The following is an 18,776-nucleotide window of genomic DNA, read 5'->3' on the forward strand; positions in this document are numbered from 1 at the left end:
TAAGGTCTTACTTCGGTAAGGCCTTTTTTTTATCTATAATTTAAAGGTATAGTGAGAGAATGCTAACTAGTAAGGACTGCGCAGATGGATAAGCAATTTGTTTTCGATAAGGCTAAGACGGTATATTCGTACTTAATATTTCTACTGCACCGCTGTCAGCAGGATAATATTAAGGTACCGGCAGGGCACCTTGCCTACGTCACTCTATTATCCATAGTTCCCTGCTTGGCTGTTGTTTTTTATATGCTTTCTGCCTTCCCTATGTTCTCTGAGCTGAATGAAATTATAGAAGATCTTATTTATAACAACTTTGTACCGACATCCGGTGACGCCATTAAAGTACATATGAGCGGTTTTATTGAAAATACCAAAAAGATGAGCATGATGGGTATTGCATCACTGATCGTGATCGCTTTACTGCTTATCTCTACTATCGACCAGACGATTAACCGTATCTGGCGCTGTACCAATAAACGCCCCAGGGTACAGGCTTTCACTATCTACTGGACGATTCTTAGTCTTGGTCCGATTATTATCGGCGGCAGTATTGCTTTAAGTTCTTATCTTTTTACTATTGTTCAGACGGATGGTTTTCTTTCGGCTGGACAAAGGCTGCTGAGTTTTATGCCCTTTGTTTTTTCCTGGTTAGCTTTTGCCGGCGTGTATAACCTGGTGCCGCATCAGCGGGTCAGTTTCCGTTATGCTTTAACCGGTGGTTTTGTGGCTGCCGTTTTATTCTCCTTAGCGACCGATCTGTTCTCTTTATATATTACTAATTTCCCGTCACAGCAGATCATATACGGTGCGCTTGCGGTTATCCCTATTCTTTTTGTATGGATATATTTCAGCTGGTTAATTGTCTTAATAGGCGCAGAGGTGACTGCAACATTAGACGAATTTTCAAATAAAAAAACAGTACAAGCAGATCTTGGAGCGGAAATATGATTGCCCTTATTCAGCGTGTCAGCCATGCAAATGTGGATGTCGCCGGTAAAACTGTTGGGAAAATTGACGGCGGTTTATTAGTTTTATTAGGCGTCGAAAAAGATGATGATGAAAAAAAATGTAAACGTCTGGCTGAACGGGTACTCGCTTATCGGATATTTTCCGACAGTGAAGATAAAATGAACCTTAACGTGCAGCAGGCCGGCGGCAGTTTGTTAGTTGTCTCTCAGTTCACTCTGGCCGCCGATACAAAAAAAGGTAACCGCCCGGGGTTTTCTTATGGTGCTTTGCCGCAGGAAGCGGAGCGTCTCTATGAACTGTTTAATAAAAACTGTGCTGATACGGGCATCAAGGTAGAAAGCGGTGAGTTTGCCGCCGATATGCAGGTTTCTTCAACTAATGACGGACCAGTGACATTCTGGCTGCAGGTATAAATACAGCTTTGTTTCTTTTTTGTTAAACTTATCGCATAGTACGCTGTCTATACGGTTCATTTCTTAATATGAGATTTATACATGTTACCTGTTAACTTCCTTACCCTGATGTTCAGCTGCTTTGCTTTATGCTTTTCTTCATTGCTGTCTGCCTCCGACAAAAATAATACTGAGTCCACTATGAAATCTTTTGAAATTATCAATGAGTCGATTAAACAGAGCCCCAATGATAATCGCCGTTATCAGAAGATTCGTTTAAGCAACTCCCTTGAAGTATTACTGGTGTCAGATCCGGATTTAGAAAACAGCTCTGCGTCGTTATCGGTACCTGTGGGAAGCATGCATAATCCGGAGAGTCAGCTTGGTCTGGCGCATTATTTAGAGCATATGCTTTTTCTCGGCTCCGAGCGTTACCCGGTAATCAATGAATACAGTAAGTTTATGAGTCAGCATGGCGGTTATACTAATGCTTACACTTCTCAGGAGAGCACTGTTTACGGTTTTGAAGTTAATGATAACTCTTTTGAGGAAGCCTTAGACCGCCTCGGTGATGTTATGCGCGCACCATTGTTAGATGAAAAATATGCAGAAAAAGAAAGGCATACGGTAAATGCAGAGCATAAAACCTACTTTGATAACGATATGCGTAAACTTTACGCGCTGCAGCGTTATACCTTAAACCCTGATTATCCAATGGCGCGCTTCAGTACCGGGGATTTAACTACGCTGACTGATAAGCCGGGCAGTAAACTGCAGCAGGAGCTGGAGCAGTTCTTTGCGGACTACTATTCAGCTAATTTAATGAAAGTTGCGCTTACCGGACCGCGTTCAATCGAAGAGCTGCAGAAAGCCGCTAGTGAATACTTAACCCAGATTCCCAATAAAAATGCGCAGAAACCGGTTATCGTGACACCTATGCTGACGGCAAAAGAGTTAGCCCTTAAAGTGGAGATGAAACCCACGGCAGACTTGAAGATACTGCAGGTTAATTTTTTAGTGCCTAGTGTTAAAGACGAATATATGTATCAGCCGGGCGGTTATATCAGCCGTCTGCTCGGCTCTGATCATAAAGGCGGCTTGTCTGATTATCTGCAGAAAGCCGGTTTAGCTGATTCCGTAATGTCCAGCTTTTATGCGCCGCATAGCGATGAGTATTCGAAATTTTCTATGCAGTTCAAGTTAACCAGCAAAGGATTAAAAGAGCAGGATACTATCATCGCCAGCTTGTTTGCTTTTATAAATTTAGTTAAAGAACAGGGCATTAATAAACAGCAGTACCAGGAGCAGAAAAAAAGTTTAGATCAGCGTTTTGAATTTTTAACGAAAAACTCCGGTTTTAATTATGTAATGGCATTATCGGCGAATATGCAGGTTTATCCGAGCCGTGATTTACTGTTTTTTCCATATCGCCTGGACAGCTTTAACGAAAAGTTTATCACTCAGGTCTTATCTTATTTAACGCCTGAAAACAGCCGCATTTTTGAATTAAGTCAGCAGGCAAAAGGCGGAACACAAATCCCATATTATCAGGGAGAGTATGCAAAAAGTGCTGTTTCAATTGAGACCCAGCAGGCCTGGTTAAAGCAGGCTGAAACAATTGAACTGATACTGCCGAAAAGCAATGAATGGCAGCCGGAAAATTTAAGCCTGGTAAAAAAAGAGCACAGCGAAAAAGCTGCTCAGCTGGTTAATAAACCGGGATATTCAGTGTGGTTTCAGCAGAGTGAATATATTGATGAGCCGAAAGCAATTATTAAACTGCAGCTTAACAGTAATATTGCTGATCAGAGCGCTAAATCTCGTGTAACCATGAATCTGCTCCTGAGTATGCTTAGAAAGCAGTTTGCAGAGCTGAATTTTGTCACGCAGGAAGCGGGGTTAGGATTTGCCCTGAGCAGTTCAAACGGGCTGGTTATCAGTACCTCTGGATACAGCGATAAGCAGGATAAGCTGCTGCTGACGGTATTAAAACAGATACAAAATGCCAAGTTTAGTGAACAGTCGTTAACGCTTGCGAAACAGGATATGCACAGACGCTTGAATAATAAAGCGAAAATTAAAGCGATGGATCTGGCGCTTGACGGATTCAGGCAGGTTGTACGTCAGCCGGCCTGGTCTGATCAAACCCTGCTTGCAGAGGTGCAGAGTCTGACCTTAAATGATGTTGACTTGTTTATCAAACAGCTGTTTGACAGTTCCGCTTTACGTCTGCTTGCATTGGGTAATTTAAGCAGCACTCAGGTGCTTGAGTTAAGCGCTGCTGTAGAAAAAACGGTAAATATTCAGGCCGCAGATTTTTATGTTATTAAACGTTTAAATGCCGATCTTAATCAAGGAGCTTTAAATTATCAGTTAAGTTCAGAGATGCAGGATGACGCCCTGGCAAGTATTTACCTTACAACACTAAAAGGGGATAAACCCCTGGCTGCCGCTGAGCTGCTAAATAAGATATTACGCCCGGCTTTTTACGATCAGATCCGCACTCAGGAGCAGCTTACTTACTCTCCGTTTACTGCTACTTTTCCTGTGAATGACCACGTTGCATTCGGCCTGTTTACACAAAGTCCGGCAGCCAGCAATGCACAGCTGCATCTTCGTTTTAATGCTTTTCTGAACAACTTTAAAAAGATCATCGAAGCAACAGATGAAGAAAAATTCGCTGCTATTAAAAAAGCACATATTGCCAATTATTTAGCTAAACCTACGGCAATGTCGGGAGAGTTTGCTTATCTGATTAATGAGTGGTTAAGTGTTAAAAAAGAGATAAACAATAAACAGGCTTATATTCAGTGTCTGCAGGAAACTTCATTAGCTGATATCAACAAGTTTTACCAGGATGTTTTTGTGCAGAGCGGCAAAACCCAGTCTGTTTTCATTCAGGTACAGGGAGAGAAGTTCATAAAAGAGCCTCGTTTAACAGTGGCTGGTGAAGTGAAGATCACTGATGTGGATAAATTACCCAAGTAACATGCCATTTATTCAGTTATATAGAGTCTCTGCTCACAAAACAGCCTAAATACTCAGTTGTTTAAGTTACTTGTTTGATAAAATATTGATCAAGCAGGCGGCTTAAGCATCAGAGTGCACCTTTTATGATCCTTTTTATTTTTCTATTTCGTAAATCATTAATGTTAGTCTTCGGCATTATTGTAACTTGTTTAACATTGTCCGCCGCCGCCGCTGCAGATATCTCTTTCACTGAACAGGAAAAGTTGTATTTACAAAGCGCTCCGCTCATCAAGGTACATGCAGAAAAGGCATGGCGGCCTTTTAACTTTACCGAACATAACCAGGCCAAAGGTTACTCTAATGATCTGATTCGTCTAGTTGCACGAAAAACCGGGTTAAAAATACAGTTTGTGCCGGGTTATCATTGGAACGATTATCTGGGCATGCTGGAAAACGGCGATATCGACTTAATCACTAATATAAAGATCACTCCGGAACGAGAGCAGTATGCTGTTTTTACTCAGTATAATCCGCTAAAAGCGATTGACGGTCTGCTCACTTCTAATGAGACGGCTCACTATGCCGACTTTAAATACCTGAAGAATAAAAATATCGCCGTAGTGCGCGGTTTCTTCTATGAGGAGTTAATGCGTACTCACTATCCTGAGATTAATCTGCTTTTAACCAACAGTACCGAAGAGTCCGTTGAGCAGCTGGTGCTGGGCCATGTTGATGCGGTTTTGGACTCCTATGCGGTGCTTAATTATTATATTCAGCGCTATTTCATCAGCGGCGTAAAAAACGTACCTCTGTTTGATCATTATGTCTTTAATCATCTGCCGCAATATATGGCTGTTCATAAAAATAATCCTGTTTTGCGTGATATTTTAAATAAAGGTCTATTAGCGGTTAGCGATCAAGAGTTATTTAATTTACAGAAAAAATGGTCTATGTCTGAAGAACTGAATGAGCAGTTTGTAGATACAAGTTTTCAGCAGAAAATGCCGGTATTCAGTGAAAGTGAACGTCGTTATCTACAGCGTAAGGGGGATTTAAAGATGTGTGTTGACCCGGACTGGCTGCCTATAGAAGGTATTCAAAACGGGCAGTATATCGGTATGGGGGCTGATTTTCTGCAGTTGTTTAAGCAGCGCATTGGTAATGCGGTACAGCTGGTAGAAAGCAGGTCGTGGTCGGAAACTCTGCGCTTATTTAAAGAGGGGGAATGTGATTTTATTCCGGTGATCAGCAGGAGTGAAAAACGTGAACGTTATTTAGACTTTTCATATCCTTATTTACGTTTTCCGCAGGTGCTGGTGACAAAAAAAGAACGTTTAATACACAAGCTGGAACAAGTATTAGATAAGCCTTTAGGCATTGTTAAAGATTACTCCTATAAGGATGTTTTTGAAGAAAATTATCCGCAGGGTCATCTGCGTGAATTTTCATCTGCACAGGCAGGGCTGGATGCAGTTGAAAGCGGAGAAATTTACGGTTTTATTGACTCTCTTCCTGTGATGGCCAGGCAGATTCAAAAATATTATCCCGAACTGAAAATTGCCGATAAATTTGAACATAAATATGCTTTATCTCTGGCTGTTCGGGAGTCCAACCGTGTTTTACTTGGTGTGTTCAATAAGATAATTGCAAGTATTTCAGTGCAGCAGCACGAAGAGATTATCAACCGCTGGCTTCCTTTGGTTTACGAGAAAAAAAATAGTTTAACCTGGTTATGGTCTATTTTAGCAGCCGCTGCAGTGATCTGTTTTATCTTCGTTTTACGTTCTCTGCTGTTAACCAGGACAAACCGCCAGCTCCGGGATATGCAGGAAAAACTGGAACAATTAGCGATGCGCGATACTTTGACCGGACTGCCTAATCATTATCACTCTACTGAGCTGCTCAATAAAGAGTGGGCGAGGGCAAGACGTTCCAAGCTTCCGCTCTCTGTGGTGATGCTGGATATTGATCATTTTAAGAGTTTTAATGATCAGTATGGCCGCCTGGCAGGTGACAGCTGTTTAATTGAATTAGCCCGGCGTCTGCAGGAAGTCATTAACCGCCCGGCTGACTTATTAGCGCGTTACAGCGGTGAAGAGTTTATCCTGATCCTGCCTGAAACTAGTGCCAAAGGTGCGCAGGCGCTGACTGCAGATGTGTTTTCTGTACTGCAGCGCTGGGCGTTAACACATAAAGGTTCACCTTCATCGTCTGTTTTAACTATGAGTGCGGGTTGTGCAACACTGGTTTATGACGACAAATACCAGGCGGATGAACTGGTGCGCAGGGCAGACAGCGCGTTATTTAGAGCCCAGGAAAAAGGTTATAACCAGCTGGTGCAGTATGGAAATAATTAGTTTTTCTTCACGTGACCTCGATTCACTTTAATCTTATAATAAGCCCTCATTTTCTAAGAAGGCTTTTTAATTTATGCGCCCTAGCAACCGTACTCCAGAACAAAACCGCGATATCAAAATCACTCGTAATTACACCGAATATGCTGAAGGCTCTGTATTAATTGAAGTGGGTAATACCAAAGTACTTTGTAACGCATCAGTTTCAGATTCAGTGCCTCGTTTTTTAAAAGGCAAAGGTAAAGGTTGGGTAACGGCTGAATATGCAATGTTACCGCGTGCAACACATACTCGTAATATGCGTGAAGCAGCTAAAGGTAAACAGGGCGGGCGTACCTTAGAAATTCAGCGTCTGATCGCACGTTCATTACGTGCCGCGGTTGACCTTGATGCTCTAGGCGAAAATATGATCACTGTAGACTGTGATGTTATTCAGGCAGACGGCGGTACACGTACAGCATCTATTACCGGTGCATGTATCGCATTAGCAGATGCGCTTAACTGGATGGTTAAGGAAGGTAAATTGAAAACAAGTCCGCTGAAGCAGATGATTGCGGCTGTTTCTGTGGGTGTCTACAAAGGTACGCCGGTATGTGATTTAGATTACGATGAAGATTCAAATGCCGAAACAGATATGAATGTAGTTATGACTGAAACTGGCGGTATGATTGAGATCCAGGGGACTGCAGAAGACGGTGCATTCAGCCATGATGAGCTGCTTGCAATGCTGAGTCTTGCAAAAAGCGGTATCGAGAGATTAATCGCTGAACAGAATAAAGCACTAGCAGGAGAATAATTCGCATGAAAGATTATCAGAAAGAGTTTATTGAGTTTGCTATAGAAAAAGAAGTACTTAAATTTGGTGAGTTCACATTAAAATCAGGCCGCACCAGTCCTTACTTCTTTAATGCCGGCCTGTTTAACAGCGGTCTGGATTTAGCGCGTTTAGGACGCTTTTACGCGGCTGCATTAATGGATTCTGGTATTGATTATGATCTTCTGTTTGGACCTGCTTACAAAGGCATCCCAATTGCAACAACAACTGCGGTTGCCTTAGCAAACGATTACGATTTAGACCTGCCGTACTGCTTTAACCGTAAAGAAGCTAAAACTCATGGTGAAGGCGGAAGTCTAGTAGGCTCTGAGCTTAAAGGAAAAATAATGCTGGTTGATGATGTTATCACGGCTGGTACCGCCATTCGTGAATCAATGGATATCATTCAGGCACATAATGCTGAACTTGCTGGTGTATTGATTGCCTTGGATCGTCAGGAAAAAGGCAAAGCAGAGCTTTCTGCTATTCAGGAAGTTGAACGTGATTATAATGCTAAAGTCATTTCAATTGTGCAGCTGGGTGATCTGGTGACTTATCTGCAGGCGAAGCCTGAAATGCAGGAGCATCTCCAATCTGTACAGGCATATCGTGAAAAGTACGGTGTGTAACAAGTGTTGTTAAGTGAAAACCACTATTTATAGTGGTTTTTTTATAGCTAATTTTTACCAGCCGTATTTCTTAGATGATGTAGATCCTGATAGGTTATTGAGCTCAGCTCATGGTGCTCTTGTAAAAAGGTATTTAACTTTTCCAGCGAGTAGGGGGTTAAACTTTTAGGATGACCCATAACATTAAAAACAGCGTGCGGATCTGCTTTATTTTTATGTTCTTTAAGTGCTTTATCTAGCTGGCCGGCTTTACTGCCGTCAAGTGAAACCGGCCCGCAGGTTGTTCTGCTTAAACGCTGAATATAATAACTTTTGTCGTGAATGATAGCCTGGCCGTCACCAAAGGCAGAAAATTTACTGCTGGAGAACTGCTTATGAAACGCCAGTTTCCAAAAAAACAGCGGGGATGTTTTGACTGCACTAATCGGCAGTTCCGTAAAGTACCCGTCCAGCTGCTCAGTTAACGGATCATTTTTGAAATTCCACCAGGCTTTATCCGGCATGTCCTTAAAATTAAACCAGCGGCTGGGATCATCACAGCGCCCCTCTGCAAACAGAGTGCTGTCTAACCAGATATTGTTATTTTCAAGTGACTGCCTAATATCTTCAAAAGGCTGCAGGCACCAGCCTCCGGCGCGGAACGCAAATATTTTCTGTTCAGAGCATGATTCAAGCTCCTGCTTGTAGCTTGTCACTATCTCATTCTGTTCCTGACGACAAAAATCATGTAATCGGTAGCGTTTACTATTTATTACCCAGCCTTTGCTGCTGTAGTAACTGTCCTGCCAGTGCGGGTGGATATGCAGCTGTATATCGTGACCTTGCTGGGAAAGTGACTGCAGCTGCTTTTTTATTGCCGCATACTGCTCTGCAAGGAGAGGAAAATCAGCGCTGTATTGTTTGAGTTTAATTAAAAAACCGGCATCGACAAACAAGCTTATTTTGACGTTATATCTATTTACCACATTAAGTAAATACCGGGTAGGCCGGAGCAGGCAGTGCTCGACACTGCCGCTTTTATTACCAAAAAAAAGTTCATAATCTAAGCTGAGAAGTAATTTCACCTGAGACTGTTTCATTTTATTTTTCCAATGTGTTTGATACTTATGAATCATAGTCATTTTTCAGCAGCTCGCCATGGAGTAAGTTGTGAAGTTTGATTTAACCAGTTAGATCTTCACCTTCACGCCTAGAAACTATTCACCTCACGACTTGCTGATTTTTGTATCTTGAATGATAACGGTATAAGCAGGGGATTTTTTATCTGTAACAAAAAAGCCCAGCAGCAGTATTACTGCTGTTGGGCTAAACGTCATTTTTTAAATTTCAGTTAAGATTTTATTTTTTGCCGCGGCGGACAAAACCGAAACCAATCAATGCTAAACCTAATACTGCAGCAGCTGCTGGAGCTGGAACGGCAGTAGCAGAGAATGACACCTCTGATGTTGAAGTTTGGCTTGTAAATACCCATTCACCCGCAGTGTCTGCATATCCCGCATGTTTAATAGTCCCGTCACCCGCAACCGTTATGGAAAATGCATTTGCAACATTGTAAGTTATTGATTTTAAATCAAAGGTGAAGCCGTTTACTACCCATAGAGCACTCACAGGTCCTACAGTAAACGGGTCTACAAATGTAACTGACATAGCCTCGCTGCCCACAAAGTCACCTGTCGCTAAGTTGACGATAGGCAAACCGGAAAAATCAATTTTAGTTACTGCAGTTCCGACAACAGTATTGACTGAGTCGCCGGTAAAGTTAATTGAACCTTCGATCTCCGGCATTGGAATGGCCGATACTGTAACGCTGGTAAGTAAAAGCAGGGTTGATACAAAAAATGTGGAAATAAGCTTTTTCATGTTAATCCCCTCACTAAGTTTTATGAAATTACTCACGATGTGAACATTATTTTGTTTCACTCTGTATAACTAGAGCATAGATAATGCCAAATAAGTAAATATCTTTTTTATCAGTCAATTACAAACTGCATCGGGTATGCAAAAGCCAGCTATGTAAAGTTTATCGTCAATTGTGCCTGTGCTTAACTTAATGTCTTTGCAAGCAGTGCAGAAGAGGGACTCAATTGTATTGAGCTGCGCCGTTGTGATATTGCTTTTTTTTAGGTTATTTGCTGTTGATGCGTGTAACTATTTGATTGCACACGTGAAATTGTTTTGGTTAATCGCATTTTGTGATGGCTTGCCTAATATTGTTAGTTATTTTTTACTTATCGGTGAGTGTAATGTTTTTCGACATGAACAAAAACAAGCGATTAGTACTCATAAAAGTTCATGCCGATCTGCTATTTTATATAGTAGTCGAGTGCAGGATTCGGCTAATCTGTTAATCTGTTAATCAGTTCAGCGTATTATTAATCTGCTCTAAATGCTGTTTAATAGCCTGTTCATCCGGCGCTAACTGTACAGCCTTCTCGATTAACGCTTTACCTATAGCCTGTTCGCCATTATTAAATAAGATCCAGCCGTAAGTGTCCAGGATCGCACCGTTGGTCGGATTAATTTTATAGGCTCTTTCGGCTAGGCTGACGGCTCGGGCATCACCCTGTTCAAAATAGATCCAGGCGGCATTGTTAAGGCTTGTGACTTCACCCGGTGCTTTTTTCAGTATCTTTTCATAAAGTAGCAGTGCTTGTTTTGTCTTACCATGTTTCTGATGATAGATTGCATCATAACGCATGGCTCTAAGGCTGTCTGGTACTTCTATTCGCCACTTAGCAAGATATTTTACAGCCTCTGCCGGATCTGTTTTATTTAAGGTCTGATAAATTTTTTCTGCAATGATTTCATTGTTTTTTTCCTGCCATTCTTTGTGTAATGAATCTAACGCCTGCTGCGGTTTGTTCTGTGCTAGATACAGATCCGCCTGCAGTATATGAGACAGGGGGCTGTCCGGCAGCAATACTGCGATCTGATCGGTGATTTTTTGTGCTTCTTTGTATTGTCCTGAACGAATCTCAACGTTGGCTAATAAACTCAGTAGACGCTGGTTCTCTGGAGACTCTTGAAGCGCTGCTAATAGTATTACCCGCGCATCTTTATAATCTTCTCTGGTAAGTGCTGCCGCTGCTTTTTTCAAATTGAGCCGGCGCATAACTTCATTTAATAACGGACGGAATTTTCCCGGCAAGCCAGTGTCTGCTGACTGGGCAAGCTGGCTTGTTAGCTCAAGGTTATTCTGCTGCAGGGCTAAGTTTGCTAATGTCAGTGCTAATAGTGAGGGTTCATGATTACCCGGAAAATGAGCTTCTGCCTTGAAGGGATCTAAGCGCAGCTGGATTAAACTTAAAACCAGACCTCGGTAAGCTTGAATTTCTTGAGGGTAGATCTGAATTATCTCTTTGAAATTTAATAAGTTAAGCTGCCATTTCTGCTGAACTTGATAGATGTAGCTTAAGCTGTAAAGGGCCTGAATATTATCAGCTTCAACTGTCCTTATTTTATTTAAAACCTGTTCGGCTGCAGTGAATTGTTTTTGATGAATTCGATAACTGGCGACGATTAATTGAGTTTCGATACTGTTTTTATAGGACAAAGCTAATTGTTCAACATAGTTATCCGCCTCAGAAGTGCGTTTTAAAATCAGCAGTTGTTTAATATAGGCCGTCTGCAGTTTCGGTTCTGTTCCTGATTTTTGTAATGCATCACTTAAGGTTTGCAATGCCTTTTCAGGCTGCGGTGTCGTTAAACGATTGTAGTAAAGGGCCTGCAGTAATATCAGCGGTGCGGAATCTGGATGTAGTTTTCTTGCTTGATTCAGGGCCGTTTGAGCTTTTTCAAACTGCCTTTCTTTAACAGCTGCTGTTATATAAAGTGCCCAGGTATCACTATTGTACTGCTCCTCCGGCATGTTCTCTATTAAGGCTAAAACATCAGAGGATCTGTTGAGTTTCAGCTGGGTAACCGCATAAAGTTCGGTGAGTTTAGTTGCGGAGGTTTCAGGGTCAACCACATCGGATAAATACTTTTCAGCATTTTTAACATCGCCTTCGCTATAGAGTATTAAGCCTAACAGTGTGTTCGATTTTTTGTGAGAGGGGGCTGTCTCAAGAATTTCCTGTAAAATCTTTTTGGCTTCAGTTAACTGCGTTTTTTTGAATAACTCCAGCGCGGCGGCGTACTGCTGCCTGACGGACTCTGCCCCGGGGAACTCTTCTGCTAATATCCGTGAATAAATCATCGCTTCTGCGCTGCGTCCCTGCAGAGTCAATACATCGGTTAAACGCTGTAGTATTTCGATTCTGTCCGGGGTAAATATATCCGCTGACGGCAATGTACTTAATGCTAGAGAAAGTGTTTGTTCAACATTAATATAATCTCCCTGTTCAAGGTAGATACGACTTTTCAGGATTAAAGCTTCACTGTTTGTCGGCGCTGATTCAATAATATCGTCAAGGATTTTTAGTGCGCCGTCTTGATTTTCCGAAACGGCTTCAATGCGGGCAAGGCCAAGCATGCTTTTAATTTCATAATCTGGATTATTGACTAACTGATTAAAAGCCTGTTTTGCTTTTTGTAGTTTACTGGAATATAACCATTGCTCTGCCTGTACGAACGCAAAGCGCTGAGGTTCTGCTGCTAACAGCTGTTGACGGCTGTTAATAATTTTCTTAGCCGAAGTCAGTTTACCTGCTTTTTGATAGGCTGTAATAAGAGCGAAATAATACTCGCTTTGCTTAACGCCGGAATAACTTTCAAGTACTTTGATACTCTGGTTCGCTTGACCGGATTTTTGATAAGTTGCGGCTAAAATAAGATAACCGTCAACTTTGTCCGGATCTGCTTCAACGGCTTTATTGGCCGCAGTAAAAGCCGCTTTAAACTGATGCTGCTGAAGATAGGACTTTCCCTGCTGGACATACATTGCCAGGTTGTCTTTTTGTGAATCGGGAGATTCATTACAACCTGACAGTAAAGCTGCGCAGACCATTATTGTTATTGATAAAACAATTCTTATTTTATCACTGCAGTAAGTTGCCTTCATTGAGAGCTCCTTAATTCAAACTCTGTTTAAGTGAGAAACTGGATTAATTAGTTCTGATTTAAGTTATATTTTTTCATCAGGTCATACAGTGTCGGCCGGGTAATGCCTAATAATTTGGCTGCTGCTGATACGTTATTTTCTGTTGTGATTAATGTCCTTTTCAGGGCCTGTACCTCGGCATTCTGACGAACTTCTTTTAAGTTCAGCGGTGTCTGGCTTACTAATTTCAAACCAAGATCTTCAGCGCTGATATATTTCTGCTCACACATAATTGCGGCGCGTGTGACTTTGTTACTAAGCTCGCGAATATTACCCGGCCAGAAATGTTCTTCGATAGCGTTAATAGCATCCTCAGTAAAACCGATAATTTTTAAGTTCTGCTCCTGGGTGTACTTTTTAAGTAAATATCGCGCAAGTAATATCTTATCGGCACTACGCTCTCTTAAGGCAGGTATATCAATCTGTATTTCAGCGATCCGGTAATAGAGATCTTCACGGAATTCACCGTTTGCCATCATAGCTTCAAGGTCTCGGTTAGTTGCGCAGACAATTCGCGTATCAAGGTGAATTAACTCTCGTCCTCCGACGCGTTCAATGACTTTTTCCTGCAGAAAACGCAGCAGCTTAGACTGCAGCTGCAGCGGCATTTCGCCTATTTCATCTAGAAACACCGTACCGCCGTTGGCAAGTTCAAATTTTCCGGGAGTGCTTTTTACTGCTCCTGTGAATGCGCCTTTTTCATAACCGAAAAGTTCACTTTCAAATAAATTTTCAGGCAGTGCCGCGCAGTTAATTGCCACAAAACGTTTCTCATTACGGGCGCTAAGTGCATGCAGTGATTTAGCTAAAACCTCTTTTCCAGTGCCGCTTTCGCCGAGTAATAAACATGCGGCATTAGTTGGTGCGACTTTTTCTATCAGTTTGCATACTTTCAGCATCTTTTCATCGGTTGTGATTAAACCTTCAAGTGTACTGCTTTTAGCCTGGTTAAATTCTCGATTTTTTGTTTCTAGCTGATGCATATGAAATGCCCGCTGAACGATAAGATCCAGTGTCTGCGGATCAACGGGTTTGCTGTAAAAGTCATAGGCTCCAAGATTAACGGCTTTAAGTGCATGTTCATTACTGTCATTACCTGTCATGACAATAATTTTCATATAGGGGTTCATATGCAGAGCCTGCTGCAGTAAATCAAAACCTTGAGTAACCCCGTCTTCGTCTGGGGGTAAACCAAGATCCTGCACCATTACTTTGGGCTCATGTAATCGGATCGCAACAACAGCCTCGCTTAATGTAGTGGCTGTAACGATATTGTAATCGCAGAAATGCCACTTTAACTGGGTCAGTAAGCCGATATCATCTTCGACAATCAGTAAACTCGCCTCGTCATCTTTTTTCAAAATATTTTCCTTAAATACGTGGGTATTTAATATATAAATACGATGCGCGTTGCATAGTTCTGTTCCGTATTGTCCGCTTCACTTCGGTCAAATTTCTGATCCTCCCAGTCGATACGGAACTGGATATATAATGCGTCGGTGAAATTATAGCGGCTGGAAATTGATGCTTCTATCTGCTTCTTTTTTTCTCCGCTGTACAGATCGGACAGTTTATAGTGGACAAATAAACCTGCACTCCACTGCTCGTTTATCGGCCAGTCAAAGCGTGTATTTATACCCTGGCTATTGGAGTCTCTTGTTTCGTGGATACTACTGATGGACTGGTCTTTGTTAAAGTAAATGGATGACTTGTTGGTTAAACGGTCGTCAAGCATAGTGTATTGATGAGACAGGCTGATTTGTGTGGTCCATACTAACTGGTTCTGGAAAAAATCCAGTTCATTGCTGTTGCCTTCCCGTAGTGAGGAATCGGTCAGATCCTTCATTGCTTTTAAAATAAACAGATGCTGCTTAACCAGGGCATCAGTGGTCAAACTGTAATTAAGGCCGTCGTATTCCGCATTCTGATAATCTACCAGGCTTTTACCAACAGTGAGTGAATAACGGCCCATGCGGTGGCTGCCGGAAACTTGCGTGTTGAATTGTTGTTTTTTATAACTGTTGGTGTCTGTATCAAATTCGACCTCACCGTTACTGTAGGAAAACTGGAGCTGTAATTCCCTGTTCAGTTGATGCTGCCAGCTGACCTGTCCGGTGTTACTTTCATTGTTTTTACTACTGAAATCATGGAATCTTGCCTGGCTGTGCGCCGCGCTTAAGATAAACTTGGAACGGTCGGAATAGGGGATGAACAACTGTGGTTCTATCGTAAAAATATCCCGCTCAGTTTCATTGGAGGACAGGGAGGCGATATTCTCATCAACAACAAAACGTTCCCTGTCGTGACTGAGCCCAAGCAGTAGATTTTTAGTAAATATTTGTTGAGAAAAAAGTCCGTTGCCGGCCCAGAACTTACTGTCTTCCAGAAGATTATTACTTTCATCGGTATATTCTGCACGATAGTTAAGAGCAATATCATTCGTTTCATTTTTCTGGGCATAACTGACTTCGACATCTGCTCGTGAACGGCCGCTGCTTTGCGTATTTTCTGCGGTTTTATAGATATTGTCACTATAGCTGTATTCAGCACCGAACTGGATGAAGTTTTTTTGTGCCGGCAGGTGACTGCTTTCCTGCTCTGCCGCCGTTAACAGCGGCTGATAAAACAAAACGAGATATAACAGTCCGTTGTATATATGCATGGATTGAATTTTCATAGGCATACCATCAGTTGTTGAAAATAAGGCCGGCAAGCTTGTCGGTACTGATAATGTCAATCCCGGCCTGTACCTGTGCCGTGTTTGACTGACCGTAGCGCACAACCAGAATCGCAAAGTCACAAAGTGAAGCTAAAATCTGCCCTTCGGCATACAGCCCTATCGGCGGTGCATCGAGTATAATAAACCTGTCCGGGTAGCGTTGTTTTATGCGCGACATAAACAGCTCCATTTTTTCAGAAGAAAAATATTCAGCTGCATGTTCTGTTCTGATGCCCACCGGTATCATTCTTACGCGCGGAATACCCGACGGATAAATAATGTCTTCCATATCATCGGTATCCTGGGCAAGAAAGTTGGTTAAGCCGAGTCTCGGTATAACTCTAAAGTAGTCGTTTAGTTTTGATGCGTGGATATTACAGTCGATTATTACGGCTGTTTTACTGCGGTCAAGTGCAATACTGGCAGCCAGGTTGATAGCGATTGAGGTTGTGCCTGCGTCCTGATCAATGCTTGATATCATGCAGATAAAATTATTATTGTTAGAAATTTTTAATAATTTAGTGCGAAGCTCGCGATAATCGTTAAGTGTCTGGCCGCTGCTGCAGCTGGCATAAATAATTTTACGTTCATCAAGTTCTTCCGGAGTGAGCAGAAATTCCTCTTTCATTTTGCAGATCTGCATACGGCTCTTTTTTTCTATATTTGCCGCGACAATATGATTGTTGTCATTTAGCGGTGTATTATCACTATTTACACTTTTTAATGTCATGTCTTAGCTCCAAAGCGTGAGCAGTTGAGATGCCGGGATATCATATTTATACATAAAGGCTGCCCCCGCATATAAACTCATGGCGATTAACATATAGAACAATAAGGTTATATTATGAATACGCCGTTTTCGTATTTCTAAATGGTTCATGCTGTGGCTGATTGAGGCGAGCAGCGGGGCCCCCTCGAATGTATTCAGCTGCGATGCAAACCTTACTCTGCCGTCAAGCGTACTTTTGATGATAAATATTATTATCAGCAGCAGAAAAGACAGAATCGGGCCGGCGATAACAAAATGCAGAAACCGGGGGCCAGATGCAGTTGTCGGATAAGTTGCCGGCTCCTGGATTTTGTAGTTTACCCCTTGTCCTTCAATATCTAAGACCATGGACAGGCGGGCTTTTTCTTTATTGGCGAGCATGTCTTCATATAATATTTTGGTTACATTATTATCCCGGTTTAGTTCAGCAAGCTCCGCCTGATTATTAGCAATACGTTTACGCCGCTCATAAGCCTCGTCAAGTAATGCTCTGAAAGCATTTAAGCGGTTATTGATAGTGGTATGTTCAACTTGAGCTGTAGATAACTTACTGCTTATCTCCTTGTATAAAGGATTAAAATCGGCACTTGTACCGGGCGGTGTTTTTTCTGCCTCATTTAAATCTTCAATAGCACCTTTGAGATCATTAATCTGATATCTTAGTTCAATGACGGCCGGATAGTCGTCCTTATAAGTTAATAACAGGTTAGCGAGATCTTTTTGCAGTTCTTTAAGGCGGGTATGATAAAGGGCCGTTTCATAATCTTTTGCAGAAAACTTATCCTGTGACGACAGTTGTTTTTTGAGCGATGAAATGCGTGTTAAGCTTTCCATTTTTTGAATTTTCATATCTTCAATATCGGCGCGTATTGCTGATATGCGTGCTTCAACTTCTGATTCTGTGCCGTCCAGGTGCGTTGATTTAAAGTTTTTTAATCTTTGTTCGGCCAGCAGCAGTTGTTTTTTATAGCTGTCAACCTGCTGTTCTATAAAGTTAAATGCGCTGCGGCTCTCTTCCCGTTTAGTATTGGCACTGTCTTCGATAAACAGCAGTACAACTTCATTAAGCAGGCGAAAGGTTTTGTCGGCGGTATCGTCTTCATATGAAACTCTGATGTAGTTGCCGGAGATGCTTTCGATACTTAACTTCTGCCGCAGCTCAGTTAACTTGTTTTCTTTCTCGGTGCCTTCAGGAAATGCGTTTTTACCGTAAATTCGGTTTATCACCTTGGTTAACTGACGCGGCGAATAGATGATGTCACGAACCTGATCCGTACGGTTCTGTTTGACGCGGGTAACTTCTGTCTGTTTACCTAATAAGGGTTTAATAACATTTTGAGTATCTGCGTAAATAGTGACTTCACTTCTAAATACAGACGGTTTAAATATACCGACTGCCATAACTGCAAAGCTCAGCAGCGTGATAACAAAAGCTGCTTTGAATTTGCGCTGGCATATTTCCCGCCATGCTGTAATTAAGTATTTTAAAATATCGTTATGTTCCATAATTAAAATAAACTCTCTGGGACGATTAGAATATCTGACGGCTGAAGCTCATAATTTGTTGTGATATCGCCTTTCTTAATTATTTTATCGATCTGTATGGAGTAGCGTTTGGTGCCGTCTTTGGTTTTTCTATACAGCAGAGCCGCATCTCCATCGGCAAAAGAGGTTAAGCTGCCGGCTTGAAGTACCAGATCCAGTATGGTCATGCCGCGGCGGTAGGGGATAGACTGTGGAATCTGCACAGCACCGGTAATGCGTACCCGGCTTAAGAATTCGGCACTCTCTGCGGAGATAACAATGACAGTTACCTTAGGCTGGCGGATAAATTTTTCCAGCTGCTTAGTCAGCATGACTGCCAGCTCTTCTGCGGAAAGGTTAACCGCTGTTGCATCACCCACTAAGGGCACTGATATTTTCCCGTCGGGGCGAACCGGTACGGTCATTGACAGGTCGGGGTTCTGCCAGACATTGATAAACAGCTGGTCGCCAGTACCAATGGTATATTCCTGGACCTCAACTGCCTGTTCGGGTGTTTCAATTGAGGCTGCACAAGCAGTCAAGATTGTGGCGCTGAGCATTATTAATAGTATGTTTTTCATATAGCCCTCTATCATTT

General features: G+C 42.1%; 14 protein-coding genes. 6 read left to right on the forward strand and 8 right to left on the reverse strand.

Annotation, left to right across the window (positions count from 1 at the left end):
- Positions 1 to 84 precede the first annotated feature (84 nt).
- From G337_RS25340 to pyrE, 6 genes are all read left to right on the forward strand, one after another.
- The gene (locus G337_RS25340) at positions 85 to 945 is read left to right on the forward strand and encodes a virulence factor BrkB family protein (protein ID WP_037026878.1); all 861 of its coding nucleotides are present in this window, start codon (positions 85 to 87) and stop codon (positions 943 to 945) included.
- A complete protein-coding gene (gene dtd, locus G337_RS0101455) occupies positions 942 to 1,379 on the forward strand; it encodes a D-aminoacyl-tRNA deacylase (RefSeq protein ID WP_028862288.1) in 438 nt (145 codons plus the stop codon). Before G337_RS25340 ends, dtd begins: the two co-directional genes overlap by 4 nt.
- Positions 1,380 to 1,559: 180 nt before the next feature.
- Positions 1,560 to 4,346 (forward strand): insulinase family protein, encoded by a 2,787-nt coding sequence (locus tag G337_RS0101460; RefSeq protein WP_245597574.1) that lies wholly within the window; start codon positions 1,560 to 1,562, stop codon positions 4,344 to 4,346.
- Positions 4,347 to 4,471: 125 nt separating this feature from the next.
- A complete protein-coding gene (locus tag G337_RS0101465) occupies positions 4,472 to 6,685 on the forward strand; it encodes a transporter substrate-binding domain-containing diguanylate cyclase (protein ID WP_028862290.1) in 2,214 nt (737 codons plus the stop codon).
- A gap of 73 nt (positions 6,686 to 6,758) precedes the next feature.
- Positions 6,759 to 7,478 carry a ribonuclease PH gene (gene rph / locus G337_RS0101470; RefSeq protein ID WP_028862291.1) on the forward strand — a complete coding sequence of 240 codons (720 nt, stop codon included), beginning with the start codon at positions 6,759 to 6,761 and terminating at the stop codon, positions 7,476 to 7,478.
- Between the two features lie 5 nt (positions 7,479 to 7,483).
- Complete coding sequence (gene pyrE, locus G337_RS0101475) at positions 7,484 to 8,125, forward strand: orotate phosphoribosyltransferase (RefSeq protein ID WP_028862292.1); 642 nt, start codon at positions 7,484 to 7,486, stop codon at positions 8,123 to 8,125.
- A 47-nt stretch (positions 8,126 to 8,172) separates the two neighbouring features.
- Here pyrE and G337_RS0101480 read toward each other — a convergent pair whose 3' ends face one another.
- The 8 genes from G337_RS0101480 to G337_RS0101515 all read right to left on the reverse strand — a co-directional run bounded on the left by G337_RS0101480 (position 8,173) and on the right by G337_RS0101515 (position 18,759).
- The gene (locus G337_RS0101480; protein WP_028862293.1) at positions 8,173 to 9,204 is read right to left on the reverse strand and encodes a polysaccharide deacetylase family protein; all 1,032 of its coding nucleotides are present in this window, start codon (positions 9,202 to 9,204) and stop codon (positions 8,173 to 8,175) included.
- A gap of 259 nt (positions 9,205 to 9,463) precedes the next feature.
- Entirely contained in the window at positions 9,464 to 9,985 is a 522-nt protein-coding gene (locus G337_RS0101485) for a hypothetical protein (RefSeq protein WP_028862294.1), read from the reverse strand.
- A gap of 496 nt (positions 9,986 to 10,481) precedes the next feature.
- Positions 10,482 to 13,127: a tetratricopeptide repeat protein gene (locus G337_RS0101490; protein WP_028862295.1), complete on the reverse strand. Its 2,646-nt coding sequence runs from the start codon at positions 13,125 to 13,127 to the stop codon at positions 10,482 to 10,484.
- A gap of 47 nt (positions 13,128 to 13,174) precedes the next feature.
- Positions 13,175 to 14,527, reverse strand: a complete 1,353-nt coding sequence (gene prsR / locus G337_RS0101495) for a PEP-CTERM-box response regulator transcription factor (protein ID WP_157619154.1) — start codon at positions 14,525 to 14,527, stop codon at positions 13,175 to 13,177.
- Positions 14,528 to 14,553: 26 nt separating this feature from the next.
- Positions 14,554 to 15,843 (reverse strand): porin family protein, encoded by a 1,290-nt coding sequence (locus tag G337_RS0101500; protein ID WP_028862297.1) that lies wholly within the window; start codon positions 15,841 to 15,843, stop codon positions 14,554 to 14,556.
- Positions 15,844 to 15,853: 10 nt separating this feature from the next.
- Positions 15,854 to 16,615 carry a CpsD/CapB family tyrosine-protein kinase gene (locus tag G337_RS0101505; protein WP_028862298.1) on the reverse strand — a complete coding sequence of 254 codons (762 nt, stop codon included), beginning with the start codon at positions 16,613 to 16,615 and terminating at the stop codon, positions 15,854 to 15,856.
- 3 nt (positions 16,616 to 16,618) lie between these two features.
- Complete coding sequence (locus tag G337_RS0101510; RefSeq protein ID WP_028862299.1) at positions 16,619 to 18,160, reverse strand: XrtA system polysaccharide chain length determinant; 1,542 nt, start codon at positions 18,158 to 18,160, stop codon at positions 16,619 to 16,621.
- A 2-nt stretch (positions 18,161 to 18,162) separates the two neighbouring features.
- Positions 18,163 to 18,759, reverse strand: a complete 597-nt coding sequence (locus G337_RS0101515; protein ID WP_037026880.1) for an XrtA/PEP-CTERM system exopolysaccharide export protein — start codon at positions 18,757 to 18,759, stop codon at positions 18,163 to 18,165.
- Positions 18,760 to 18,776: the final 17 nt, after the last annotated feature.

The sequence above is a fragment of the Psychromonas aquimarina ATCC BAA-1526 genome, assembly GCF_000428725.1.
Classification (GTDB): Bacteria; Pseudomonadota; Gammaproteobacteria; order Enterobacterales; family Psychromonadaceae; genus Psychromonas; species Psychromonas aquimarina.